Annotated in this window: 19 protein-coding genes and 1 pseudogene; 3 read left to right on the top strand and 17 right to left on the bottom strand. The window is 68.7% G+C overall.

The window, feature by feature from the left end; translation table 11 throughout:
- Positions 1-13: 13 nt before the first annotated feature.
- Positions 14-1567, bottom strand: coding sequence for a carboxyl transferase domain-containing protein (locus tag QFZ53_RS12250; RefSeq protein WP_307296766.1), 1554 nt, complete (start codon positions 1565-1567; stop codon positions 14-16).
- Positions 1568-1678: 111 nt separating this feature from the next.
- Between QFZ53_RS12250 and QFZ53_RS12245 the strand changes: the two genes are divergently transcribed.
- Positions 1679-2272, top strand: coding sequence for a TetR/AcrR family transcriptional regulator (locus tag QFZ53_RS12245; protein WP_292908800.1), 594 nt, complete (start codon positions 1679-1681; stop codon positions 2270-2272).
- Here QFZ53_RS12245 and QFZ53_RS12240 read toward each other — a convergent pair.
- The 3 genes from QFZ53_RS12240 to pdhA are packed head-to-tail and all read right to left on the bottom strand — an operon-like array spanning position 2265 to position 5733.
- Positions 2265-3608, bottom strand: coding sequence for a dihydrolipoamide acetyltransferase family protein (locus QFZ53_RS12240; RefSeq protein WP_307296761.1), 1344 nt, complete (start codon positions 3606-3608; stop codon positions 2265-2267). The two genes, QFZ53_RS12245 and QFZ53_RS12240, sit on opposite strands and share 8 nt — an antisense overlap.
- Positions 3605-4615, bottom strand: a complete 1011-nt coding sequence (locus QFZ53_RS12235; protein ID WP_307296758.1) for an alpha-ketoacid dehydrogenase subunit beta — start codon at positions 4613-4615, stop codon at positions 3605-3607. The genes QFZ53_RS12240 and QFZ53_RS12235 overlap by 4 nt, the downstream gene beginning before the upstream one ends.
- A gap of 2 nt (positions 4616-4617) precedes the next feature.
- A complete protein-coding gene (pdhA, locus tag QFZ53_RS12230) occupies positions 4618-5733 on the bottom strand; it encodes a pyruvate dehydrogenase (acetyl-transferring) E1 component subunit alpha (protein ID WP_307296756.1) in 1116 nt (371 codons plus the stop codon).
- A 170-nt stretch (positions 5734-5903) separates the two neighbouring features.
- Between pdhA and QFZ53_RS12225 the strand changes: the two genes are divergently transcribed.
- A complete protein-coding gene (locus tag QFZ53_RS12225) occupies positions 5904-6377 on the top strand; it encodes an Lrp/AsnC family transcriptional regulator (RefSeq protein ID WP_292908808.1) in 474 nt (157 codons plus the stop codon).
- On the opposite strand, the gene QFZ53_RS12220 is transcribed toward QFZ53_RS12225, so the two are convergent.
- Positions 6349-7266 (bottom strand): alpha/beta fold hydrolase, encoded by a 918-nt coding sequence (locus QFZ53_RS12220; protein WP_307296752.1) that lies wholly within the window; start codon positions 7264-7266, stop codon positions 6349-6351. The genes QFZ53_RS12225 and QFZ53_RS12220 overlap by 29 nt on opposite strands.
- A 67-nt stretch (positions 7267-7333) precedes the next feature.
- Between QFZ53_RS12220 and QFZ53_RS12215 the strand changes: the two are divergent.
- Positions 7334-8048: pseudogene (locus QFZ53_RS12215) on the top strand (3'-5' exonuclease).
- Positions 8049-8324: 276 nt separating this feature from the next.
- Here the strand turns inward: QFZ53_RS12215 and QFZ53_RS12210 are convergent.
- The 12 genes from QFZ53_RS12210 to pstC all read right to left on the bottom strand — a co-directional run bounded on the left by QFZ53_RS12210 (position 8325) and on the right by pstC (position 24208).
- Positions 8325-10067, bottom strand: coding sequence for a protein kinase domain-containing protein (locus QFZ53_RS12210; RefSeq protein ID WP_307296749.1), 1743 nt, complete (start codon positions 10065-10067; stop codon positions 8325-8327).
- A gap of 14 nt (positions 10068-10081) precedes the next feature.
- Positions 10082-10270, bottom strand: a complete 189-nt coding sequence (locus QFZ53_RS12205) for a hypothetical protein (protein WP_307296748.1) — start codon at positions 10268-10270, stop codon at positions 10082-10084.
- Positions 10267-11106, bottom strand: coding sequence for a phosphate ABC transporter ATP-binding protein PstB (gene pstB, locus QFZ53_RS12200; protein ID WP_307299400.1), 840 nt, complete (start codon positions 11104-11106; stop codon positions 10267-10269). Before pstB ends, QFZ53_RS12205 begins: the two co-directional genes overlap by 4 nt.
- A 258-nt stretch (positions 11107-11364) precedes the next feature.
- Positions 11365-12507 carry a sortase gene (locus tag QFZ53_RS12195; RefSeq protein ID WP_307296746.1) on the bottom strand — a complete coding sequence of 381 codons (1143 nt, stop codon included), beginning with the start codon at positions 12505-12507 and terminating at the stop codon, positions 11365-11367.
- On the bottom strand, positions 12504-13268 hold the full coding sequence (locus QFZ53_RS12190; protein WP_307296744.1) for a hypothetical protein: 765 nt from the start codon (positions 13266-13268) through the stop codon (positions 12504-12506). Before QFZ53_RS12190 ends, QFZ53_RS12195 begins: the two co-directional genes overlap by 4 nt.
- Entirely contained in the window at positions 13265-14482 is a 1218-nt protein-coding gene (locus QFZ53_RS12185) for a hypothetical protein (protein WP_307296741.1), read from the bottom strand. The genes QFZ53_RS12190 and QFZ53_RS12185 overlap by 4 nt, the downstream gene beginning before the upstream one ends.
- A 78-nt stretch (positions 14483-14560) precedes the next feature.
- Positions 14561-15946, bottom strand: coding sequence for a hypothetical protein (locus tag QFZ53_RS12180; RefSeq protein ID WP_307296738.1), 1386 nt, complete (start codon positions 15944-15946; stop codon positions 14561-14563).
- A gap of 145 nt (positions 15947-16091) precedes the next feature.
- Positions 16092-17345 (bottom strand): hypothetical protein, encoded by a 1254-nt coding sequence (locus QFZ53_RS12175; RefSeq protein WP_307296736.1) that lies wholly within the window; start codon positions 17343-17345, stop codon positions 16092-16094.
- 162 nt (positions 17346-17507) lie between these two features.
- On the bottom strand, positions 17508-20120 hold the full coding sequence (locus QFZ53_RS12170) for a hypothetical protein (RefSeq protein ID WP_307296734.1): 2613 nt from the start codon (positions 20118-20120) through the stop codon (positions 17508-17510).
- On the bottom strand, positions 20117-21784 hold the full coding sequence (locus QFZ53_RS12165) for a phosphate ABC transporter substrate-binding protein PstS (RefSeq protein WP_307296731.1): 1668 nt from the start codon (positions 21782-21784) through the stop codon (positions 20117-20119). The genes QFZ53_RS12170 and QFZ53_RS12165 overlap by 4 nt, the downstream gene beginning before the upstream one ends.
- Positions 21781-23067, bottom strand: coding sequence for a phosphate ABC transporter permease PstA (gene pstA / locus QFZ53_RS12160; RefSeq protein ID WP_307296729.1), 1287 nt, complete (start codon positions 23065-23067; stop codon positions 21781-21783). Before pstA ends, QFZ53_RS12165 begins: the two co-directional genes overlap by 4 nt.
- Before the next feature lie 7 nt (positions 23068-23074).
- Positions 23075-24208, bottom strand: a complete 1134-nt coding sequence (pstC, locus tag QFZ53_RS12155; protein WP_307296727.1) for a phosphate ABC transporter permease subunit PstC — start codon at positions 24206-24208, stop codon at positions 23075-23077.
- Positions 24209-24295 lie beyond the last annotated feature (87 nt).

Genomic DNA, 24295 nt, shown 5'->3' with positions numbered 1-24295 from the left:
GAAGCTCATGAAGTCACATCCGGAAGAGGCCGAAGCGGGGTTCGGGCAAGGGCGTGCGGGAGACGACATCGAGTGCGAGCCCCAGCAGATCGCGGGTGTCGGCGGGGTCGATGATCCCGTCGTCCCACAGTCGGGCGGTGGCGTAGTAGGGCTCGCCCTGCTGCTCGTACTGCTCGCGTATCGGCGCCTCGAACTCCGACCGCGCCTCGACGCTCCAGCCCCCACCACGGGCGGTGAGCTGATCCTCCTTGACGGTCGCCAGCACGGAGGCCGCCTGCGCGCCTCCCATGACCGAGATGCGGCTCGCCGGCCACGTCCAGAGGAACCGCGGCGAGTACGCACGACCGCACATCGAGTAGTTCCCTGCGCCGAACGATCCGCCGATGATCACAGTGAGCTTCGGCACTCTCGTGCTCGCGACCGCAGTCACCATCTTGGCGCCGTCCTTCGCGATGCCGCCCGCCTCCGCGACGGAGCCGACCATGAATCCCGTGATGTTCTGAAGGAAGAGGAGGGGGATGCCGCGCTGATCGCAGAGCTCGATGAAGTGGGCGCCCTTGAGGGCCGACTCGCTGAACAGCACGCCGTTGTTGGCGACGATGCCGACGGGGTGTCCGTGCAGCCGCGCGAAGCCTGTGACGAGAGTCGTGCCGTACTCGGCCTTGAACTCGCGAAAGGACTCCCCGTCGATGAGGCGGGTGATGACCTCGTGCACGTCGTAGCCGGCGTTCACGTCCACGGGGACGACGTCGTACAGCGGCGACGACTCTTCCGGAGCCCTGCTCGGCCAGATCTCCCACGCCGGCGCGGCAGGAGCAGGAAGCGTCGAGACGATGTCGCGCAGGATCTCGAGCGCGTGCTCGTCGTCTTCGGCGAGATGGTCCACCACGCCGCTACGACGGGCGTGCAGTTCGCCGCCCCCGAGCTCCTCCGCCGTGACGATCTCGCCGATGGCCGCCTTCACCAGCGGCGGTCCGCCGAGGAAGATCGTGCCCTGTCCGCGCACGATCACCGTTTCATCGCTCATCGCGGGCACGTACGCACCGCCCGCTGTGCACGATCCGAGCACCGCCGCGAGCTGCGAGATGCCGGCGGCCGACATCCGGGCTTGGTTGAAGAAGATCCGACCGAAGTGCTCGCGATCGGGGAAGACCTCGTCCTGCTTCGGCAGGAAGGCCCCGCCCGAGTCCACCAGGTACAGGCACGGGAGACGGTTCTCCATCGCGATCTCCTGCGCGCGCAAGTGCTTCTTGACCGTCAGCGGAAAGTAGGTGCCGCCCTTGACTGTCGCGTCGTTGCAGATCACCATGACGTGCCGACCGTGCACGAGGCCGATGCCGGCGATCACTCCGGCACCAGGCGCCTCTCCCCCATACAGGCCGTCGGCGGCGAGCGGGGCGATCTCGACGAACGGGCTGCCCTCGTCGAGCAGCCGCGCCACACGGTCACGAGGCAGCAGCTTTCCGCGGGCGACGTGACGCTCTCGCGACGCGGCGGGTCCGCCGAGCGCCGCCTCGGCGAGCCGGGTGCGCAGCTCTGCGGCCAGCGACTCCTGGGTGGCTTGCATGGTGGACTCCTCCTCGAGCCGCGTCCATCCGCGAAACACTGTGGCGCGTCGCGTGCGTCTTCGGTTAGTGTTCACTAACCCGATGATTCAGGTTAGCGAGGATTAACTGAGATGACAAGCCCGCTCACCGCCCGAGATCGCGCGAAAGCCGAGAGAAGCGACGCGATCCTCCGCGAGGCCGCGCAGCTGTTCGCCGCCCGCGGATACAGCGGTGTGAGCCTCGAGGACATCGGCACGGCGGTCGGCGTCTCGGGCCCTGCGGTCTATCGCCACTTCGCCGGCAAGCAGGCGCTTCTCGGAGCAGTCCTCGTGAAGGTCAGTCAAGATCTCGTGTCCGGCGGCACGCGTGTCTCCGCCTATGCCGACTCGGACCAGGAGCGGATGCGGTCGCTCATCCGCTTCCACGTCGACTTCGCACTCGGCAACGCCGACGTCATCCGGGTACAGGATCGTGATGTCGCCCACCTCGCCGAGACCGACCGCGCCGAGGTCCGTCGTCTGCAGCGGGCGTACATCGATCTCTGGATCGCAGCTCTCGCCCCGCTCGTAGACGCGCACGAGGACGAGCTCCGTCTGCGCGTGCAGGCGTGCTTCGGTCTCATCAACTCGACACCGCACTCGACCAGGGCTGCCGCCAGACGCCACTCGGCCACCGCGACGGTCCTCGCCGCGATGGCCGATGCGGCGTTGCGCGCGACTACCTGAGCAGCATCGCACGTCCCGGCTCTTCGAGCACGTCTGCCACGTCCTTGAGGAAACGCGCCCCCTCGGCGCCGTCCACGAGACGGTGGTCGAAGGACAGGCTCAGCGTCATCACCTGTCGAAGCGCGATCTCACCGCGATGCTCCCAAGGCTGCCGTCTGACCGCTCCGACTGCGAGGATGCCCGATTGCCCCGGCGGCAGGATCGGGGTGCCTGCGTCGACGCCGAAGACGCCCACGTTCGAGATCGAGAAGGTTCCCCCAGCCAGATCGGCCGGGGAGGTCTTTCCCGACCGCGCCGTCTCCGCGAGCGCCTTGAGTGCGTCGGCGAGTCCGACGAGCGTCATCTGCTCGGCGTCACGGATGTTCGGAACGATCAATCCGCGATCTGTGGCGGCGGCGATGCCCAGATCGACGTAGTTGTACTGCACGATCTCCCCCGCCTGCTCATCCCAATGCGAGTTGAGCCCCGGCGTGCGCGCCAGCGCCAGGCATGCCGCCTTGGCCACCACGGCGAGTGGACCGATGCGATGCTCCGCCAGCGCGCGATCCTCACGCAGGGAGGCGATCAGTTCCATCGTGGCTGTCACGTCGACCGTCAGGAACACCGTCACATGCGGTGCCGTGAACGCGCTCTGCACCATCGCCGCAGCCGTGTGCTTGCGCACACCCCTGATCGGGATGCGAAGTTCGCGTTCTCCGGGTGACAGCGCCGCCGCCGATTCCGGAACATCCACGGAGGAAGAAGCGGCGTCAGTCGAGATCCCGACTCGTTCGGCGTAGGCGTCGATGTCCGCTCGGGTGATGACGCGGTCTCCGACCTCCGCTGCCACCAGCACCAGATCCACACCCAGACGCTTCGCGTAAGCCCGCACAGGCGGCGTGGAGCGAGGGCGCTCGATCGCCGTCTCCACGGTGGCGGTGGGTCGCGCATCATGGGGTGCGGCTTCGAGCACTGCGGTGTCCGCCGCCGCGGTCACGCCTGCCCGTCGGGCTCGACGAGCGGGTCGCCCACCCTGCGAGGGCGCAGCGCCGTAGCCGACGAGATTCGGCTGCGTCTTCTCGGCAGCGTCAAACCCTTTCGGAGCATCCTCGTCGGCGCCCTCGACATCGAAGGCGATCAACGGGGCTCCGACGGCGACGACCTGCCCGGCGACGGCGTGCAGCGACGACACCGTGCCTTCGTACGGGGACGGCAGCTCGACGATCGCCTTGGCGGTCTCGACTTCTGCGAGCGTCTGATTCAGCGTCACCGTGTCGCCGGGCGACACCAGCCACTGCACGACCTCGGCCTCGGTGAGGCCCTCCCCCAGGTCGGGAAGACGGAATTCGGCGATCATGCGTCTGCTCCCGTCAGGCTGTTCGGACGGTCGAGGACCCGGTCGACCGCGTCGAGCAGACGATCGAGGTCGGGCAGGTGGTACTTCTCGAGTTTGGCGGGCGGATAGGGCACGTCGTGCCCGGTGACTCGCAGCGGCGCAGACTCGAGGTACTCGAAGCAGCGCTCGGTGATGCTGGCGATCACCTCTGCGGCGACGCCCGCCTCGCGGGACGCCTCGTGCGCGACGACCACGCGACCGGTCTTGCGCACCGATGCGGCGACCGAGTCGTAGTCGACGGGCGAGAGCGAGCGCAGATCGATCACCTCGAGCGAGATGCCGTCGTCTTCCGCGGCCTCTGCGGCCTGGAGCGCCGTGCTCACCATGGCGCCGTACGCGATGACGGTCGCGTCGCTGCCGGCGCGGACGACACGCGCGAGACCCATCGGAGCGGCATCCGCCAGGGGTGCTTCCAGATCGACCTCGCCCTTGTGGTGGTACAGGCGCTTCGGCTCGAAGAAGATCACCGGGTCGTCACTGGCGATCGCCTGGCGCAGACTCCGGTAGGCGTCCTCCGGGTTCGACACCGCGATCACCCGAAGGCCGGCCGTGTGGACGAAGTAGGCCTCCGGTGATTCGGAGTGGTGCTCGGCCGCGCCGATGCCGCCCGCCCAGGGGATGCGGATCGTGATGGGCATCTTCACCCGCCCCTGAGTGCGGTAGTGCAGCTTCGCCACCTGTGACACGATCTGGTCGAACGCCGGATACACGAAGCCGTCGAACTGGATCTCGACGACCGGACGATAGCCGCGGAACGCGAGGCCAACGGCTGCGCCGACGATACCCGACTCCGCGAGGGGCGTGTCGATCACCCGTGCGGCCCCGAACTCGTCGAGCAGCCCGTCTGTGATGCGGAACACTCCTCCGAGCTTTCCGATGTCTTCGCCGAGGAGCACGACCTTGTCATCGTCGAGCATCGCTCGACGCAATCCTGCGCCGAGCGCCTTTCCCAGAGTGAGCTCAGCCATGATCAGGCCTCGCCCTCGAACGAGGCGAGGTAGGCCGCGTACTCGTCGCGCTGCCGCTGCAGGTCGGTGTGGGGTTCGGCGTACACGCCGTCGAACACGGCGAGCGGCGGGCGGGTCACCATCCCGAGGCACGCGGCGCGCATCTCGCGCGCGGCGGTGTCGGCGGCGGTCTGTATCTCGGCGAGCTGCTCGTCGTCGAGTTCCCCGAGGGATCGCAGGTGCGCCTCGAGGCGCGCGATCGGGTCGCGTCGGCGCCACGACTCCAGGTCGGCCTCGGAGCGGTAGCGCGTGGGGTCGTCGGCCGTCGTGTGCGGACCCATCCGATACGTGACGGCTTCGATGAAGGCCGGGCCCTTTCCGGAGCGCGCGTGCTCGAGCGCCCAGCGCATGGCCGCCATGCAGGCGAGGACGTCGTTGCCGTCCACGCGCAGGCTCGGGATGCCGAAGCCGGGTGCGCGCCCCGCGATGGGGAACTGCGACTGCACGGCCACAGGCTCGGAGATGGCCCAGTGGTTGTTCTGACAGACGAAGACGACAGGCGCCTGATACGACGAGGCGAACACCATCGCCTCGTTGACATCTCCCTGACTCGATGCGCCGTCGCCGAAGTAGGTCACGGCGACCTCGTCGGCCTTGTCGTGCTTGATGCCGATCGCGTACCCGACGGCGTGCAGGGTCTGCGCTCCGATGATGATCTGCAACGGCGCGACCCGCAGCTCACGCGGATCGTATGCGGCGCCTTCCTCTCCGCGCCACGCGCGGACGAAGTCCCCTGCACGTGCGCCGCGCGCATAGATCACGCCGGTCTCCCGGTAGCTGGGGAAGATGTAGTCGCGCGCTTCGATGGCGCGCGCCGTGCCGATCTGCGTCGCCTCCTGACCGTTGCACGGCGCCCACAGGCCGAGCTGACCCTGTCGCTGAAGTGCGATGCCCTCGGCGTCGATACGGCGCACGACGACCATGTCGCTCAGCAGAGCGCGCAGCTGGGACGGGTCGACATCTGCGACGTACGCGTCGAGCCGAGGGTTCGCGATGCGCGCGCCGTCGGGCGCGAGGATCCGCTCGGACAGCTCGAGATCCTGAGCGGTGTCCACGATCGGGGTGAGTTGCGGTGACATCTTCGTCCTCCTCTGTCGCGAACGCCCTCGTGGGGCGTTGCACGTCGTCCACCGGCTTCTTCACCGGTAACCTGAGGGTACGTCCGCTCAACACCTCGCTCAAGCAACTGCACACCGCTTGAGCATGTTGCTCAATCTGGAGGGGTATGCGGGTGCTACCCTTTGGCACTATGCCCGGACTTGACCGCATCGATCTGGAGCTCCTCGCTGCTCTCGCCGATGATCCACGCACCACGATCGTGGCGCTCGCCGAGAATCTCGGCCTGTCGCGCAACACCATCCAGGCGCGGATGACCCGTCTCGAGCAGACCGGGGTCTTCCTGTCATACGAGAGGTCGTTCTCCCCCGACGTCCTCGGGTTCCCGCTGCAGGCCTTCGTGAACATCGGGGTTCGGCAGACCGAGCTCCCCCGCATCACGGCGGAGCTGGCGCGCATACCCGAGGTCCTGCAGGCGCACGGGCTGAGCGGCTCCGTGGACCTGCTCGCGCGCGTCGCGTGTCGAGATGCTCGTCACCTGTTCGACACCGACGCCCGCATCCTCTCGATCGAGGGCGTCGAGCGCACCGAGACGTCGCTCGCGATGGGCGAGGTGATCCCCTTCCGGGTAGCCGGGCTCATCGGCCTCGCGCGACGGGAATCCTGAGGAACCGGCGGATCGCCCCGGCCGCTTCGGCGGGAGTCTCGTAGTGGATGAGGTGGCCGACATGGGCGATCTCGACGAGCTCCGCGTCATCGAAGCGGTCGGCAAGCTCGCGCTCGGCCTCGATGGGAGTGATGTCATCACGTTGCGCGGCGATGAGCAGCGTCGGCACGGGGATCTTCGGAGCGAACTCACGGACGTCGTGCGACACGCTGGCGACGAAGGCATCCTTGAGGACATCGCGGTCGGCGAACAGCGAGAAGTAGGTGTCGTGCTGGTCGTGGATGAAACGACGGAGTTCGGGATCCTTGGTCTTCGCCATCGTGATGCTCATGATCCGCACGATCACGCGGTTGCGCAACAGTGCAGTGCCCGCCTTCTCGGGCAGGCGAGCACCCATCGCGTAGTAGAGCACCGCGAGACGAGTCATCAGCCCCTTCGGGCCCTCGAGCGCCGGAGCGCCGATCGGGTTGATGAGGATCAGCTGTGGGGTGTCGAGCCCTGCGGCCACCGCCGCCGCGGTGACGATCGACCCGAACGAGTGACCGAGGATGATCGCGGCCGGCGCCACGGTGGCCGCGAACTCGGTCAGCCACGCCGCGTACTCGTCGAGGTCGTAGGTGTGCCCAGTCGACGGCGCGCTCTCGCCGAACCCCGGCAGATCGGGGGCGATGACGTGCGCCTCAGGAAGGAAGGCGAGGACGGACTCGAGACCGTGGTGGTCGCCGCGGAAACCGTGCACCGCGATGATGGTCGGACGCTCGTCGGGGGCCCCTGAGTCTGTCGGAGAACCGTACTCCCAGTAGGCGGTGATCGCGCCGCGGACCTCGACCTCGTGACGCTCGACCGGCAGACGGCTCAGTCGATCGGCGTAAGGCGAGGGCACGGTCATCCCTCGAGTCTATTCAGTCGCCGTGTGCCTTCCTGGCAATGTCCCACGCCCGCTCTAGCGTGAGGGCATGTCATCCGATCCCGCGCTTCCGAGCTGGCTCAGCCGCGTCGCCGTCTTCGATCTGGAGACGACCGGGGTCGATGTCGAGACGGATCGCATCGTCACGGCGCATGTCGGCGTTCTCGATGCGAAAGGCCGCGAGATCGCCTCGCGCGATTGGCTGGCCGATCCGGGCATCGAGATTCCCGAAGGGGCGACGGCGGTGCATGGCGTCACACACCGCGCATGCACGCGCTCACGGTCGGCCTGTACTCGAGGTCGTCGCCGACGTCACCGGCGCGCTTCGCTCGCTACTCTCGCAGGGTGTACCGGTGGTCGCGTACAACGCCTCCTACGACTTCTCACTACTAGCTCACGAGGCGATGCGGCACGGCGTCGAGCCACTCAGCGCGCCTTCTCCGATCATCGATCCCCTGGTGATCGACAAGGCGTACGACCGGTACCGCCCTGGCAAGCGCACGCTCGAAGTGGTAGCCGCGCACTATGCGGTCCCGCTGGAGGGTGCTCACGATGCCTCAGCGGATGCAGTCGCTGCAGGCCGCGTCGCCCAGGCGCTGGCCCGCCGGTTCCGCATGCCGGAGACCCTCGAGGCGCTGCACACGCAGCAGATCGGGTGGGCACGATCTCAGGCCGCGAGCCTGACCGAGTACTTCATCAGCATCGGTCGCATCGAACCGGAGGAATCGCTCGACGGCACCTGGCCGGTGCGCCGCGCGCAGTGAAGCGAACGAGGAGATTCACCGACATCGGCCCTCTCTGCAGACGTTCACGACTCCGCTCACGCTTCTCCGGTGGGTATTTTCCTGCACCTACTCGATCCGCACGGCCGCACGTCGTGCCGCGTCATTCGGCGTCAGGTGATGGAAATCGATGTCCGTCGACATGACCTGATCCACACGAATGAGATCGGAGTAGCCTGATCCCGCAATGGTCGGATGCCACGGCAATGTCCCGAGCGACGTCCTCGTCACGAGTCACGGCTGCCGAGGGCTGCAGCGTCATCCGCCGGGAACGGACGTCGCGCTCGGCTCGGGAGTCGGGCCGCCGGACACCCTGAGGACGATCGCGGTTCCGACGCGCGCTGAGCTACCGATGGCGGGGGTGGTGTCGATAACGACAGCACCCCCCGGCGCATCCGAGGGAACGGCGGCGACGACGAAACCCGCTCCGTGCAGCGTGAGAGTCGCGGAGCTGACCGTCATCCCTCCGACGGCGGGCACGGTGTTGTATCCCGACGCGACCGCGACGCCGATGGCGCTTCCCGGCGCCACCCGCACCCCGGGGGCGATCTGCTGGGCGATCACCGTCTCGACGGCTGCGGGCGCATCCACGCGGTCGACGGCTCCGAGCTGCAACCCGGCCGCGCGCAGCGTCGCATCGACGCCTGCGAGCGTCCCGTTCAAGAGGGGAACCTCAATCGTCAGCGTCTCGATCTGCTGCGGGGTCGGGGCCGCAGGGAGAACTGGGGGCTCCTGAGCGGTCGCCGGCGCCGACGGCGTGGCGGACGACAGCGGAGCGATGGTGGGTGTCGATGTCGTCGACCCGCTCGCCGCGATCACACCCCATGCCGCGATCACCACGAGCACCACGGCGACGAAGGCGCTGACCGTCACTGCGAATCGCTGGGCCGCCGGTCTCGCCTCCGCGTCGTCGGCGTCCGCGCTCGGGTCCGACAATGACGGCAGAGGGTTCGACGGCGCCGCGCCATGCGGATACCGCAGCGTCGAGGCCAGCGTCTCCACGTCGTCGACGTCGTCCGCTGCCCGAGCGCGGTCGCCGATCGGACTCGGATCCGAGTCGCCCCGGATCTCAGCGATGCGCGGAACACGAGAGGACTCGACCGCCGCGTCCAGCGCGAGACGGAAGTCGTCTGCGCTCCGATAGCGGTGCGCGGGCGTCTTCGCCATCGCCTTCGCCACGACTCTGTCGAGCACGGCTGTGCTCGCGGCGAGCGCGGACGGCACCGGAGGGGGCGCGACGACATGCGCCATCATCGTCTCGCGGGCGCTCCGCCGGAGGAACGGAACTCTGCCCGTCAACACGAAGCTCAGAATCGCACCGGCCTGGTACAGATCACTCGCCGCGCGGACCGGCTTTCCGAGCGCCTGCTCCGGCGACATGTACTGCACGCTGCCGATGATGCCGACGTCGTCGGCCTCGCCGTCGTGTCCGGAGAGGAGGACATCGCCGCCGACGGTGCTCCGCCCGGTCGCATCGGCGAGTCCGAAGTCCACGATGCGCACCATGTCGGAGGTGATGGCGGCGTTCGGCGGGGGCGGTGCCAGCTCGAGAATGATGTTCTGCGGGCTGAGATCGCGGTGGATCAGATCGCTCCGGTGCGCGGCGGAGAGGCCGGAGAGCACGCCTGCCAGCACGGCCGACGCCTCTGCGGCGTCGAGCGGCCCGTGCGCGGCGATGCGCTCTTGCAGGGTGGCACCGGTGAGCAGGTCGAACGCGATCCAGGGCGTCAGAACGCCAGCAGCGTCGTGCAGACCCGAGCCGTGCACGCCGACCACATTCGGATGCTGAATCCGCTGAACCTTCATCGCCTCAGCGAGGAAGGCCTGACGGTGCGCTGCGTCCGCGCAGAGATGCGGATGCAACAGCTTCACCGCGAACCTGCCGCCGATCACCGTGTCGTCGGCGGCGTAGACGGCGGCAGAGCCACCGACGCCAAGAAGCTCCCTCAGACGGTAGCGGCCCCCGATGAGGGCCGCCGTCGCGTCCGCTGCCCCTGTCACGCGAGAGTCCCTCCTCAACCGGCCAGCATCACGACGGCGCCGGCGGCGACCGCTGTCGCCGTCCCCATGGCGATGAAGAGCCCCACGCTCCGCGCCGACGGCGGCTCCGTGCTGTCCGACCAGGCGATCCCCTCGGGAAAGAGATCCTCGAGCTCGCCGTCGGTGAACGCCGCCCAATGGCGGGGGCGCGTGTGCGCTCTCATCCGAATCGACCGTTCACGTAGTCCCAGGTCCTCTCGTCCTGCGGCTCCGAGAACATCGCATCCGTGTCGCCGTGCTCGACGATCGCCCCCGGAGTGCCCAGCGAGGCCAGGAAGAACGCGGTGTGCTGGGACACCCGCTGAGCCTGTTGCATGTTGTGGGTCACGATGACGATCGTGACCTCCTTCTGCAACTCGGTCATCGTCTCCTCGATCACCCTCGTCGACGTCGGATCGAGTGCGGAGCACGGCTCGTCCATGAGGAGGACCTTCGGCCTGACGGCGAGCGACCGGGCGATGCAGAGGCGCTGCTGCTGACCACCGGACAGACCTCCGCCCGGCTGCTTCAGCCGATCCTTCACCTCTTTCCACAGACCAGCAGCGGTCAGCGAGCGCTCGACGAGACCGTCCTTGTCGCTCCGCGATGCGCGCACCCCGGTGAGCTTGAGGCCCGACACGACGTTGTCGTAAATGGACATGGCCGGGAACGGATTCGGCTTCTGGAAGACCATGCCGATGTGCCGCCGCGCATCCTGCAGCTTCTTGTCCCTGTCGTAGATGTCGTCCCCGTCGAGCAGCACCTCCCCGGCGAGGGATGCGGACGGGACGAGTTCATGCATCCTGTTGAGGATGCGGAGGAAGGTGGACTTTCCACAGCCCGACGGACCGATCAGAGCCGTCACCTTTCCCGCCTGCATGGTCAGCGAGACCTCCTCCAGCACCTTGTGACTCCCGAACCACGCGGAGATACCTCGCGCCTCGAGAACGGACAGCGGTTCGCTCCTCGACGCGGTCGCGACGGAGGTGTGGGGAAGGCACTCGGTCACATCGTCGCTCATGGCCGTCGGGAGCTCGCCGGGCACGAGGGGTGCGGACATCGGAGCCGCGGTGAGACCCAACGGCGGCGCAAGAGCACCGACGGCAGGCAGCACTTCTGTGACATCGTCGGGTGCCCCGTCGGGTGCCCGGTCGGGCCGACCCGACACGGAATCGATCGGCGGGCGGACGACATCCGCGTCGTCGTTCATGGTCTCTCGGGTTGTCGTCATGTGAGTGTTTCCTTGCAGTCGAAGCGTGCCGGAGGCCGCTTGAGGCGATCAGAGCAGATTGGGCAGAGCGTTCATCGCCGCGTCGGCGACCCCGACGCCGAGCAGGAGCAGGACCGGCACCGCGATGAGCCAGGCGTGTCTTCGCCCCCAGTTGCGCCAGAGCCATACGACCCCGATCGCGGCCCCGACGAAGAAGACGAAGAGGAAGAACGCGACGAACCACACGGCGGTGTTCTGTCCCATGGCACGCTCCTCCGGCGGAAGGGCGGGGTAGGCGAGCACGCGCGACGGCGTCTCCTGAACGGGACTGATCAATTCGGCGTCGACGTACAGCACACCCGACGGGAACAGCGCCAGCCCGTCGGCGGTCTGCAGTTCGAGCCGCCCCTCCCCCCGCCGCACGGGCTCCGGGGTCGGATCCCCCGCCCGCCGCAGACCGATGACCCGGTAGGTGTGCGTCCCCTGCCCGGTGGTGATGACGATGTCGTCACCCGGCGCCAGCCGATTGATCTGCGCGAACGGCCCGCCGTAGGTGCTCTGGCGACCGAGGATCACACTCGTGCCCGCCTGACCGGGCATCACCGAGTCGCGCCTGTGCCCCGGCCCGGTCCTCATGACCTCCGAGGTCGTGCCCTCCATCACGACCTCGCTGAGTCCGATCGCCGAGGCCTCGATCAGGGCGACCGGCGTCCCCGCGAGCACGAGTCGGTCTTCGCTCTCGAGCTGCCCGACCGGGACCTCCGCCTTCGCGAGTGCGCTGCGGAGTTCCGCGTACGCCAGCGTCTGCGCTCGGTGATGCTGCGCTCCGGAGAGCAGGACGGCGTGTGTGACGAAGCTGAGCAGAAGCAGCGACACGATCAGGATCGCGGCGCCCGCCCACCATCGTCCGTCTCGGGGAGCGAGCCGTCGCGGCTCCGGTGCAGCCAGGCCTCTCCTGCGCCGTCCGGGGCCACCGGGGGCACCACGTCCTGGCCATCCCCGCAGCCGCCGCGGGCGACGGGTGAGGCCGGGCTGTTCGTCGCCACCACGCTTCGAGGCCGCCGATCGAGCGGGCTTGCGCCGCGCCGGTGGCGCCGTGGTGTCGGACTGCGCTGACGAGTCTGTGCGCTCGCCCGACGACGACACGACCCCGTCGTGCTCTGAGGCGCCGTCGCTGCGAGTGCCCGGGAGGTCGGCGGTCTCGATGCTCATGCCGACCGGCCTCCGGTCTCCGGTGCTCTCAAGACGCGCACGAGGCGCAGGCCGGCCACGAGAAGCGCGATCAGGATCACCGCGCCCAGCACCCACCAGAGCCACACGGGCGCACCCTGCAGCCCGGTGTCGGCGAGCGAGCCTCCTCGTCCGATCAAGACGTCGGCGAGCGCGATCCGCTCGCACCAGCCGGTGAACTGCAGCGTGCGCGTCCCCGGCAGCGGGTCCTTCGGAAGGGCGACCTCCGCGCGCACCGTGCCGGAGTCGTCGGCTGCGAGCGAGCCCACGATCGCGGGATCATCGAACAGCACGACCTGCACCTGCTCTCCGGCGCCGAAACCGGATGCCGTGGCCACGATCGTGTCGCCGTCGAGGTACACGGTCCTGTCGAGCTCCGCGGCTTCCCCGCTCGAGGCCGGACGGGTGGGCACGGCCGGCTCCTTCGGGGTGCACGTCGCGATGCTCTGCGCACCCGCCGGCCCGCCGCCCCCGCCAGCGCCGCCGGGTTTCGTCGTGCCCCCCGTCGAGACGGGAGGAGGCAGCGGGAGGCCGGACTGCGTCGAGGGGACGACGACGCTCACGCTGCTGTCATCCGTTCCGGGAGCCGGATCGTCATCCGCACCACGAGCCGTGTCCACGGCGGAGAGGACCACGCTGCAGACCAGGAGGACGACTCCGAGCAGAGCGACGAGAGACCGGTGCACATCGATCCGTCGGGGCCGGTGGCGTGTCGGGGACGAGGGGATGGTGAGAGCGCTCACAGCAGCTCCTTCTCTCGGGCGTTGGCATCGTCATGTTCAGCACGGATGCGATCGGCGTAGTCGACGAGTTCTTCTGCGAGGAGCGCCCGTGACCGGCGACGTCGCCAGACGGTCACGCCGATCGCCGCAGCGAGGAGCGCGATCACGCCGACGAGGCTCCAGGGCACGGCCCAGGTCACTGCGGAGGAGATCAGCGCAGCGGGGAGGGGATCACCGGCGGCCGCGCCGTCTGCGGGCACCGGTGTGACGGTGACCTCCGCGAACAGGAGGAGCGCGGGCGGAACACCGGGCAGCTCCGCGCTCACATGGGCCACCCCGCCGGGAACGAGGTTGCGCACGGGCTCCAGCTCGATCGTGCCCAGTGCCACGCCGAAGGGCCCGGTCAGGGTGGCGACAGGTCGAGCCGACACCCTGGTATTGCCCAGATTGCTCACCTCGAAGCCGACGCGGCCGATCCCGCCGGTGAAGGGCGCGAGCGCACCGTCGTACGCCGTGACGAGTCCGTTGACCCCGAACCCGGGAGAGAGTGCTCCGTCGACGCGGAGATAGATGCGGGCACCGACGCGGTTCTCGCGCTGCACGGTGGTGCCCTCGCCGCCGGTGGTCGATGCGTAGGAGGCGACGATCCCGGCGGAATGATCGCCGGGCCTCGCATCGTGCGGGACGGTGATCGTGAACGGGATGTCCACGCGTGACCCCGGCTCCACCGTCACCGTGACTCCCAGTTCTGCCACGCACGCGGCCTCGGGCTCGTCATCCGTGTCGGGGCACGACGCCTGACCCTCGTCGACGCTGGTCCAGGCGCCGAGATCCGTCGACGCCTGCTCTGCTCCGATGAGTGTGAACGCGGCAGTGTCGTAGTCGGTTTTCGCATCCGCCGCGTAGACGCGGAACGACTGAGCGGAGGCGGATTCGTTCGTGACGGCGACCCAGTCCGTGACGACCGATCCGGGGGCCACCTGATACTCGAAAGCGAGCCGGCCGTCCGGGCCGGCGGAGCCCGACGGCGTCACTCCCCAGGTGACGGCGTCATCGTCGGCGGCATGCGCCGCGGGCGGCGCGACGAGAGCCGAGCACAGCACGATGAGGGTTGCGGTGAGGAGGCACGCTCCGCGCGACCGCGCGGAGGCGCGTCGGCGTGCGGACGGATGCGGCGGCGCCCCCCGATCCGATGAGGGTGCGGCCGCAGAGGGGCTCAGGCGGTGATCGATCACGGGGTGCTTTCGCTAGGAGGGGCGCGCGGTGAGCTCGACGATGCGGTCCACGGGGGCTGGGGACCGCACCGTCGAGGTTCAGATGAGCGTCAGGGTGAGCGTTCCGGAGTAGTTCCCGGCGGGCGCGGTCGCTGGCACGGCGAGGGTGAGCTCTGCGGAGACGGTCGTCTTGGCGTTCGGATCGGCGGATCCGGCTCCCGAGGCGAGCGGCGCATCGGAGGCCAGACCCGAACCCGACCCGGCGACCACCGCAGCGCCAGCGGTGCCGGATCCCGAGACCTTCGCCGGAGTCCAGCCGAGGTTAGACGCGGCGATCGTGTTCGCACCGCTGGTGAGCGGCGAGATGTGGCCGTTGAGAGTCCATCCGGCATCCGCACTGCGGCGGTCGTCGTTCACAGTGATCTCTCCGGTCGACCCCTTCGCGGTCCAGATCTCACCTTCCCCGCGGCTCGTCGCACCGGTCAGGCTCACCGCGGCGGGCTTCACCGAGATCGTGAGTCCCGTCGGTGCGGAGGTCGATGCTTCGGGAACGCTCACGGTGACGCCGGAGCCGGACGAGTCGGCGACGGCGGACGTCGTGAGCGCGACGGATCCGCTGGATCCGAGGTGGCCGGCGTCGCCCGCGTACGAGACGTCGAACGTGTACGCGGTCGCCGGTGTGAGTCCAGACACCGACACCGTGGCGGTGCCGCCCGACACCTCGGCGGTCTGCGAGATCGAACCGCTTGTGAACGTGACGGCCCCTGTGGCCACGGACGGCGTGATCGCCGCGCTCAGCGTCACCGACGTCGCGGTGACCGCCGAGTACTCCGCTGCGAGCGCCGTCTCGGCCTTCGGGACCTCGGCGCCGGAGACGACGCTCAGTGCTCCGGTCTCCGTGTCCCACTTCAGGATCGCGTCCCAGAATGCGATGCCGTTCTGATGCGGCTTGATCCCGAGTTCCCCCGAGGCGACGGTCACGTACATCCGGAAGTATCCCGACTGACTGAACCCCGCGTAGTCCGAGAACTTGTAGATCCCGCCGATCGGATCCGCATCGCTGTCGATGAAGGAGGGAAGGCGTCCGTCCAGGCCGTGCCCGGCCGACGCCGGGTCTGTGGGATACAGCACGTCGCTGTTGGAGAGGTAGGCGTTGTCGAAGAGCAGGGATTCCTGCGCCCTGAGGTTGTAACCGGCGGGCGCGGGCAACGCGCCCGGAGCTGTGGTCACGGATGCGATCGGCCGCAGGTCATTCCACGTCGCGCCCGGCTTGAGCGTCACGATCAGGTCACCGAGGTCGAGCGACGTGCCAGCGGCAACGGCTGGGGCGACCCTCTCGGTCCAGAAGACTTGGTTGGTGTAGTCGGCGGGTGCAGTGACGGCCTGTGCCGTCGGCGCGACGATCAGCGCCGCTGCGGCACCGATGATAGCGGCGATAGTGGTCCCGGCGAGCGCCTTGCGTCTCCGGGCCTGTGGTCGAGACATGATGGGTGGATTGCCTTTCGCGATGGTGTCGTGTCGGTGCGTGGTCGGAGAAGTCGTCGTGATGCAGGTCCGCCTGCGAGGGGGTGCGCCCCGGGCGAGCGCACCCCCTCGGGTCCGCATCCGGCTGATGCGGACCCGATCCGACTCAGTTCGAGCGGTAGGCGGTGCCGCCGACGTAGGTCTTGCCGTCGAGCGGGGTGACTCCTGCGGCCGGGATGGTCCCGAAGCCGAAGTCGTTGATCACCGAGACCGTGGTCGAACCCGGGCGCTTGGCCGTGAGGACCTTGGCCGAGCTGCCGATGAACAGGTTCACCAGGTCGCTGTTGTACACCGCGGAGCCCGAGGTGATCGCCGCGTTCTCGACGATGTTGAACACCACGCGGTTCACGGGGAACGAGGCGTTCAGGTTGTCGTCCGCGTCGAGGGGGGTCGCTGTGCCGATGTTGCGGAGCACCGCGTTGTGGCGGCGGTCGGCGACCGTGACTCCGTAACTGGTCGACAGCGTCGCCGCCTTGCTCTGCGCGATGTGCTGCGCGATCGAGAACGGCACGAGCGCGTTCGGAACGGCGGCGGTGACGCTGCCGTCGTGCTCCTGCACACTGTGCGATCCCGTGGCGTCGGTGTAGGTGTCGGCGACGCGGCTGGCGTAGGCGCCGCCGATCGCGGTCTGCCAGAACGACAGCGTGCCCGAACCCGCCTGCGGCTTGAACGGGACGATTGCTGCACCGGTGCCCTGCTTGCCCACGACGAACGTGGTGTTCGCCGTGTTCTCGAGGGTCACGCTCGCCGCGGTCGGGTCATAGCCGTAGATGTTCTTCAGCGTCAGGTCGCGGATGCCGTCGCCGTCGGTGTCCTGCCCGACGGTCGTGCCCAGCGGGATGCCGTTCGGCACGGACGTCGACGGTGCGGTGACGTAGGTGACGGCGTCGACGGCGAACGGGACGTACGCGTACGTTCCCGCGAAGTGCCACGTGCCCGCGCTCGACGACCGGGCGACCTCGACGTCGTCGCGGCTGAGTGCGCCGGACGAGGTGAGGGTGGTGCCGCCGTTGGTCAGCGAGACGGAGGTGCCGTTGATGGCGGCGGTCAGGAGCGTCTTGCCCTGTCCGGAGCCGTTCGCGACGGGCACCGTCACCAGCGGCGAGACCTCGCCGGGCGTGACCGAGGTCCCCGCCGACGTGGCGTCGTACGAGGCGATGAGCGGCTGGCCGGAGCCGTTCGTGATGACCGACGCGAAGCCGTTCGACACGTCCTGGGTCGTGTCGGAGCCGAACAGGTCGACCACGGGGTTGGTTCCCGGTGCCGGGTTGGCGCTGGCGGCCGGCGCGACGCCGAATGCGAGACCCGCCACCGTTGCGGTGGCGATGGCGCCGAGGAGCGCCTTGCGAGAGATGGACATGATGATCCTCACTTTCCAGTGTGGTATTGTGTCGCTCTGTTGCATAGGCCCCCGTCACCACGCGCTAACCCGGTGGCGGGGGTCCCTCTCTTCGGGCGGGCGACACTTCGCCCTCTGAGAAGCCTTGTGGAGTTGTCGTGCGTGCTGCGGTGCGCGGTTCCGTCATCCCCCCAGCGCGCGACGACGCAGCAGGAACGGTGAGGACGCGAGGCCGGCGAGACCGGCGACGAGCCCTCCGCCCAGCGCGATCGACCCGGCGAATGCGCCGGTCGCCTCGGAGGCGGTCGCAGCGGTGGCCGTGACCTGCCCGCCCCCCGTCGGGGCGGCGGATGCCGACATCGGAGGGGCGACCGCCGCCGCCGCGGCACCTGGTGGAACCTCGACGGGCTCCTGCGGCGGGCGGGTGAGTATCCGCGCCGCGGCATCCGCCGTGGCCACCCGCTGCGCGTCGGTGAGCGGGACGTATCCCTCCGGCAGCTGACCTGGCCGCTCCCCTCGCTCCTGCCCGGCTCCGCCGGCGTAGGTGAGGAGCGCCGAGTAGTCGGCCCTGGCGGCGTCGTCGAGACCGGTGTCCGCACGATTCGCCGCCGCATAGAGCGTCAGTGTGAGCGGGTAGGCGTCCCCGGGGAGCGCGGAGAAGTCCGTCGCGCCTCCGCCGACCGGGTCGTACCCGGCGCCGGCCACCGCGGCGGCGAGCGTCTCGTCGGAGGGCGCGATGAACGTGCGGGCCTCGAGAACGGTTCCGGCATCCGTGATCTGGGCGACGGGAAGGGCGATGCTCGCCGACGCCAGATTGTAGTCCGCGGCATCGGGCGCAGTGGCGACCCCCATCGCGAAGCGCTCGCTGTTGGCGAGAGGCGGAGAGGGCGCCGACCAGCGCCCGCGATCCCTGTCCCACTGGTTCGCCTGTCCTGCATCGACCCTGACCACGCGGGAGGCGTTGGCCTCGAAGCTGCCCGAGTAGGGGCTGAACGACGTCGAGTCGATGGTCTGACCCAGGAACGCGCTCTCCGCCTCGGCGGCCTCAGGTGCGACGCTGCGGTCCGCCTTGGGGAAGGTGTCGAGAGAGTCGGCGAACAGGTCGAAGCCGCCGTCGAGGGCGTCGGGGTTCGCGGACGGCAGGTAGTAGGGGTTGATCCGCATGCCCCAGGGATCGGGTTCGCCGTTCAGGAACGCCCGTGCGTCCGCATCGCTGCGGAGGTACTCCCACAGCAGGGCGATGGCGTCGTCACCCTGCGGCCCCACGACGATGAGCTGCGGGCTCACCTGGTTGAACCCCGGGTTCTTGAGAGCCGCCCACTCCGGATCCTGCTGGAGCGATGGCGGATTGTCGAGCTTGTCCCTGCTCACAGAGGCGGCGCCGGCGCCGCTTCCTGCGAACGGGATGTCCGCCTCGTACGACTGCGTGAGCAGTTTGGCGATCAGGCGGGGCGTGAGCTTCAGCTCGTCGTGGATGCGGGTCGGCGTCGTGAAGGTGAAGGCGAAGACCAGGCCCGTGTTGGCGAGCGGAGCGTAGACGATGTCGGCATCCGTGAGCAGTCCGGGGTCGGCGGCGCCGATGGTGCCCGAGGCGAGCCGCCGGGAGACGATGGCCAGCTTGGCCTGCCCGGTGAGGAGCTGTTCCCTGGTGAGGTTTCCGCTGTTGGTGTTCAGACTGTAGGCGGTGCCGGTGTCGGCGCAGAGAGCCTGCTGCCATGACGAGTAGGCGTCGGCGATGAACTCGCTGCCGGCCGCGCGCCTCTCTCTGGCCCCGGCCGCGCACGCAGGGCGGGTGGCATCGAAGTCGAGCGGGATCACGATCCGATCGTCGAAGAACGAGCAGTCGGGGGCGACCGGCGACCCCTCCTGACGGCTGGTCTTCTGCCCGAAGACGTGGCCGTTGTCGGTGTCGCAGATCTCCGTGATCTCCGCACTCTCCGGGCGCACACCGGAGTGCTGGCCGCGGGGAACGATGACGAGCCAGCAGCGCTCGCCCGCAGCATCCCCGCATCCGAGATAAGGCTGCGTGACCGCGGACTGCGTCGCGAATCCGAAGACGGCCCTGCCCTCGGCATCCGCGGGCTGGAACACCAGCTCGTTCGAGCTCGACGACGTGAAGAACGGTTCGAGGCCGTCGGTGCTCACGGTCGCGTGAGACCCTCCCGGCTGGACGTTGAGCGCGGGAGCGCTCACCTGTCCGGTGACCGCGCGGAACGGATACGGGGTGAACGTCGACTCCGTGACAGCGTCCGGGATGTCTGCCTGGCCGCGGGTCTTGGAGTACTGGCCGATGACGTTCTGCACGTTCGTCGCCCTCGACAGGCTGCCGAACTGGCACGTCTCCCAGAAGTCCGCCGCGTTCGGATCGGCGCCCCAGCACTGCATCGCCTGCACGTAGTTGCCGATCGCGGATCCGCCGCCGAGATAGTCCGTTCCGGAGCTGAAGCCCGAGACGGTCACGGAGATCGACTGGTCGCCGAGCCCCGTGGTCGTGTCGACCGAGACGGAGAGGTCGCGGAAGTCGTCCCAGTGTCCGGAACCGGCATCCGCCGCGTTTCCGTCGCTCGTAAGGGCCGCGTGATTTGGCTGCGCTGCCCGCACCTCCGCCGCCGTCGCGGTGGCTGCGGAACCGACGGCCACCTCCCCGCTCGCCCAGGCCACGGTGATCGACGAATCCGCCTCACCCGTCGCGGCGACGGCACCTGGAACGACGGAGACGCCGTAGAACGGGCCGAGCACGCTGCCTGCGATGACGGCCAGCGCGGTGACGCGCCGAGAAACCCGGAGACGAGTCATCGCCGACCTCCGCTCGCGGCGATCGTCGGGGGGAGCATCGTCCGCCTGCCACGCCTTCCCAGAAGCGGCGGCAGCATCGCTGCGGCGAGCACTCCCGCCCCGGCACTGAGCGTCCCGAGTGCGGGCAGAGGGCCAGGACGGCTCGCGGGGAGCGACTGCGGGCTCGCGTTCACGAGTGTGAGCGCACCGCCCGTGGCGATCGTGTCCTCGTCGACCGACTCTCCTGTTTCGCCCGCTCCCCCCGCGTCCGCGGGCCCCGCGTCCGCCCCAGCGGATCCGCCCGTAGCAGTGTCGGTGCCCTTCGCCCCTCCCGTTCCCGTCGTGCACTGGACGGGGCCCTTGCGGTCGCAGTCCGCGGGGAACGGAGCCGCCTTCGCGAGGGCGTTACCGTTCGGGTCGCTCGGGTCGAGAGTGGGGTTGTTGCAGCTGGCGATGGTGAAGTCGGTGATCGCCGGGTCCCTCCCCGGGATGAGCTGGATGCGGGTCTGCCCGCCCTTCACGAGGTTGACGGGCAGCGGCGAGTACCCCAGGGTCTCCGCCTGCTGCTGCCCCTCGCACAGGAAGTACGACGTGAACGCCGACAGCGTGCGCCCGTTGTCCTCCGTGAACCCGGACTCGACCTTGGTCGGAAGGATGATGTATGAGTAGCTCGAGAGTGGATAGTTGCGGGGATCGGTGTCTGCGTACACGTTGGTGAGGTCCTGGGTGAGGTAGTTCTGCGATGACGGATCGTTGTTGATGACGGCGCGCAGCAGCGCGACGGCGACGTTGGATGCGGTCGGCTCGGTGTAGTACCCGGCGCTGTTGAGCATCTTGACGACGGGGAAGCCGCTGTTGAGCGCATAGGAGTATTCGACGAACGTGATCGACCCCACCGCCGCCCCCTGCGCGACGTACCCGGCGACTCCGTTCGCTCCGGACTTCGAGACGAAGCCGCTGCCTGCCACGGTCGGATAGTTGCTGGTCACACCGCAGTGGCCGTTCACGAACGGCCGTCCGACCTTGCCGCAGTACGCATCCCAGATCGCGGGGTGCTGCTGCCGCATCCAGATCGTGAACTGCGCGCTCGTCCCCGATCCGTCCGAGCGCACGACGGGGACGATGGGGATCGCGGGGAGAGCCAACGCCGGGTTGTCCGCGAGGATGGCCGGGTCGTTCCACACCGTGATCTCGCCGGTGAAGATCATCGCGAGTACCTCACCCGAGAGTCGCAGGTTGGTCACCCGCTTGCCGCCGATCTGCAGGTTGTACATGAACGCGGTGCCGCCGGCGACGATGGGCATGTACGCGAATCCACGGTTGGGCGGTGTGTCTGCTTCGTTGCTGTTCGCGATGCCGTAAGGAATCTCGCTGACGCCGTAGTGCGCGGTCCCGTTGGCGAACGAGTTGCGCCCCTGAGTCGAACCGGACTCGGAGTAGGTGATCGTCCACTGGTAGTTGGCGTAGACGTTGCGGATCCACTGCTGAAGGGCGTTCGCCGACCAGGTGGATCCTTCACCCTTGATGGGAGCGCACACTCCGCCCGTGGACGGTGCACATGTGCTTCCCGCAGCCTGCGCCGGCGCCAGTCCGCCGAATACTCCGACGATGAGAAGCACGACGCCGACGAGCGCGACAGCGATGCGGGCAGGGTGCCAGGTGCGCAGGGAGGGTCGGGCGTTCATCTTCTGCTCCTCGAAAATCGATCCGTCGACGCTTCGTCTGTGACCGGCGCGTCCGGGGAGCCGTCCACGGCGTCGAATCGGCGGGCGATCCGCGCCGACGCCGCGCGCGCCCTGGTCAGGCCGCGCGCCGAGAGCACTCCGGCCCCCTTGCCCCCGACCAGGCGGGCGAGGAGGAACAGCACGAAGACCAGCACCATCAGAACGGCGGCCGCGCCGAATCCTCGAGCGATCTGCGTCGGCTCCGGCGACTTCACGAGCGTGAAGGTCGCAAAGGGGAGAGACACCATCGGTCCGGAGAACGGGTTCGCGTTGAAGAACGTGGTGTATCCGGCGGTCAGCAGCACCGGGCTGGTCTCGCCTATTCCTCGCGCCGTCCCGAGCACGATCGCGGTCATCAACCCCGACTTGCTGGTCGGCAGGACGACGTGCCAGATCGTCCGCCACTGCGACGAGCCCATCGCGAGCGACGCCTCCTTCAGCGTGGCCGGAACCAGCCTGAGCACGACGTCGGCGGAGCGGATGATGATCGGAAGGATCATGATCGTGATCGCGAGAGACGCGGCGAAACCCGACTTGTCGAAGCCGAACAGGAGGATGTAGGTCGCGTAGATGAAGAGTCCGCAGACGATGCTGGGTAGCGCGGTCATCGCCTCGGTGACGGTGCGCACGATGGTGGCGAACGGGGAGGGGAACTCCGCGAGGAACACGGCGCAGAGCAGGCCGAGAGGGATAGCGATGGACAGCGAAAGCCCGATCATCATGAGAGTTCCGAGCGCGGCGTGTGCCATGCCACCGGCGGTCAGCGGATCGAGCGGCCCGGCGAGCGAGAGGTCCTCGACCCAGAAATTCGGCTTCAGGAAGGCGTCGGCGCCGCGCACCAGGGTGAACACGACCACGACGGAGAGGGCGAGCAGGAGCACCACCGCGGCCGAATGGATCACGACCGCCGCGAATCGATCCCAGACCGCGACGCGACCGTCGTCGAAGCTGACGAGGAGGAGGAAGAAGGCGAGGAAGAGAGCGTAGGCGACGAGCACGAAGGCGAGGGGACCCTGCAGCGGCAGGACCTGCGTTCCCGCCCACGCGGTCGTCGCGATCGCTGCGGCGGCGGCGCCGACGAGGCGCAGCACGTCCTCCCGACGGATCGCCGCGAGGTTCCTGCGTTCACGGGGACTCGTCCGATGGGGCAGACGCCCGTCCTTGCCTGGCACCTGGGTGCGGGTGACCCTGCCGGGCAGGGTGGCGCGGCGACGTACACGGTCGGTGATGATCTGCTCACTCATGGCGTCCTCAGCTCGACGATCCGGATCGCGATCGCGAGATCACGAATCCCGCGATCACGTTGACGATGAGCGTGCACAGGAACAGCACGAGTCCGGCGGCCATCAGAGCGGACAGCTCGAACTCGGATGCCTCGCCGTAGCGCAGCGCGATGAGGGAGCTGATCGAGTTCGTGCCGGTCGCGAGCACATGCCAGTTGATGACGAAGACGGGCGAGATGACCAGGTACACCGCGATGGTCTCGCCGAGAGCTCTCCCCAGCCCGAGCATGATCCCGCCGATCATCCCGCCTCGCCCGAAGGGGTACACCACGGCACGGATCATGCCCCACTTCGACGCCCCCAGCGCGAGGGCGCCTTCGCGCTCGCCCACCGGGGCCTGGGAGAACACCTCCCGCATGATCGAGGCGGCGATCGGGGCGACCATCATCGCCACGACGAGCCCCGCCAGGAACGCACTCGCGGTAAACAGCGTCGGCGTCGCGAGCGGGTCGTCGGCGTCGAAGGCAGGAACCGAGAAGATGGGGATCCAACCGAGATAAGTGCTGATCCACTGCGCAACGGGGAGCACCTGCCCCTCGAGCCAGAACATCCCCCAGAGTCCGTACACCACCGAGGGGATCGCGGCCATCAGGTCGACGACCCCGATGAGTCCCTGCTTCACGGGGCCCGGAGCGTATTCGGAGATGTAGGTGGCGGTGCCGACCGCGAGGGGGATGGCGAACACGATCGCGATCCCCGCGATCGTGACCGTCCCGAAGAGCACAGCAGCTATGCCGAAGTCACCGGAGTTCGGCTCCCATCGCTGGGTGGTGAGGAAGCGCCATCCGGCATCGTCGATCGCCTCGAATCCCCGAAGCAGCAGGAACAGCCCCACCAGCGTCATGATCGTCAGCACCAGGATGCCGCCGCCGTGGGCGCCGACCCGGAAGAGGTTGTCACCGAACCCGCGCCGGCTGGTCAGCGCCCGACGGGGGTCGACTCGGGCCCCGCGGGGGGCGGCGGAGCCCTCCAGCCCGAGATCGCTGATGATCCGGCGCGCGTCGTCGAGCTCGGCGATCGAGCCGTCGCGGAGAGAAGTCGACGTAGAGCTGTGCTCTGTCGCTCCTCCCGGGAGTCCGCGCTGCTCCTCTTTCGACGTCATGTCTGCATCCTGAGGCGTGCGACTGCGCACTCCCAAGCCCGCCGAAGGCGGACGTGAGGAGACATCGAAATGAACAGTTGGTGTCCC

The organism is Microbacterium natoriense, from assembly GCF_030816295.1.
GTDB lineage: Bacteria > Actinomycetota > Actinomycetes > Actinomycetales > Microbacteriaceae > Microbacterium > Microbacterium natoriense_A.
The sequence above is the reverse complement of the archived record's forward strand: the minus strand, read 5'-3'. Positions and strand labels throughout refer to the sequence as shown.

Excerpts from the sequence above, each read along its gene's own strand:
- QFZ53_RS12175 (WP_307296736.1), bottom strand. The coding sequence starts at position 17,345 with ATGTCCATCTCTCGCAAGGCGCTCCTCGGCGCCATCGCCACCGCAACG.
- pstA (WP_307296729.1), bottom strand. The coding sequence starts at position 23,067 with ATGAGTGAGCAGATCATCACCGACCGTGTACGTCGCCGCGCCACCCTG.
- QFZ53_RS12235 (WP_307296758.1), bottom strand. The coding sequence starts at position 4,615 with ATGGCTGAGCTCACTCTGGGAAAGGCGCTCGGCGCAGGATTGCGTCGA.
- QFZ53_RS12165 (WP_307296731.1), bottom strand. The coding sequence starts at position 21,784 with ATGAACGCCCGACCCTCCCTGCGCACCTGGCACCCTGCCCGCATCGCT.
- QFZ53_RS12180 (WP_307296738.1), bottom strand. The coding sequence starts at position 15,946 with ATGTCTCGACCACAGGCCCGGAGACGCAAGGCGCTCGCCGGGACCACT.
- QFZ53_RS12170 (WP_307296734.1), bottom strand. The coding sequence starts at position 20,120 with ATGACTCGTCTCCGGGTTTCTCGGCGCGTCACCGCGCTGGCCGTCATC.
- pstC (WP_307296727.1), bottom strand. The coding sequence starts at position 24,208 with ATGACGTCGAAAGAGGAGCAGCGCGGACTCCCGGGAGGAGCGACAGAG.
- QFZ53_RS12240 (WP_307296761.1), bottom strand. The coding sequence starts at position 3,608 with ATGATCGCCGAATTCCGTCTTCCCGACCTGGGGGAGGGCCTCACCGAG.
- QFZ53_RS12205 (WP_307296748.1), bottom strand. The coding sequence starts at position 10,270 with ATGAGAGCGCACACGCGCCCCCGCCATTGGGCGGCGTTCACCGACGGC.
- pstB (WP_307299400.1), bottom strand. The coding sequence starts at position 11,106 with ATGAGCGACGATGTGACCGAGTGCCTTCCCCACACCTCCGTCGCGACC.
- QFZ53_RS12225 (WP_292908808.1), top strand. The coding sequence starts at position 5,904 with ATGCCCGGACTTGACCGCATCGATCTGGAGCTCCTCGCTGCTCTCGCC.
- pdhA (WP_307296756.1), bottom strand. The coding sequence starts at position 5,733 with ATGTCACCGCAACTCACCCCGATCGTGGACACCGCTCAGGATCTCGAG.
- QFZ53_RS12245 (WP_292908800.1), top strand. The coding sequence starts at position 1,679 with ATGACAAGCCCGCTCACCGCCCGAGATCGCGCGAAAGCCGAGAGAAGC.
- QFZ53_RS12195 (WP_307296746.1), bottom strand. The coding sequence starts at position 12,507 with ATGAGCATCGAGACCGCCGACCTCCCGGGCACTCGCAGCGACGGCGCC.
- QFZ53_RS12250 (WP_307296766.1), bottom strand. The coding sequence starts at position 1,567 with ATGCAAGCCACCCAGGAGTCGCTGGCCGCAGAGCTGCGCACCCGGCTC.
- QFZ53_RS12220 (WP_307296752.1), bottom strand. The coding sequence starts at position 7,266 with ATGACCGTGCCCTCGCCTTACGCCGATCGACTGAGCCGTCTGCCGGTC.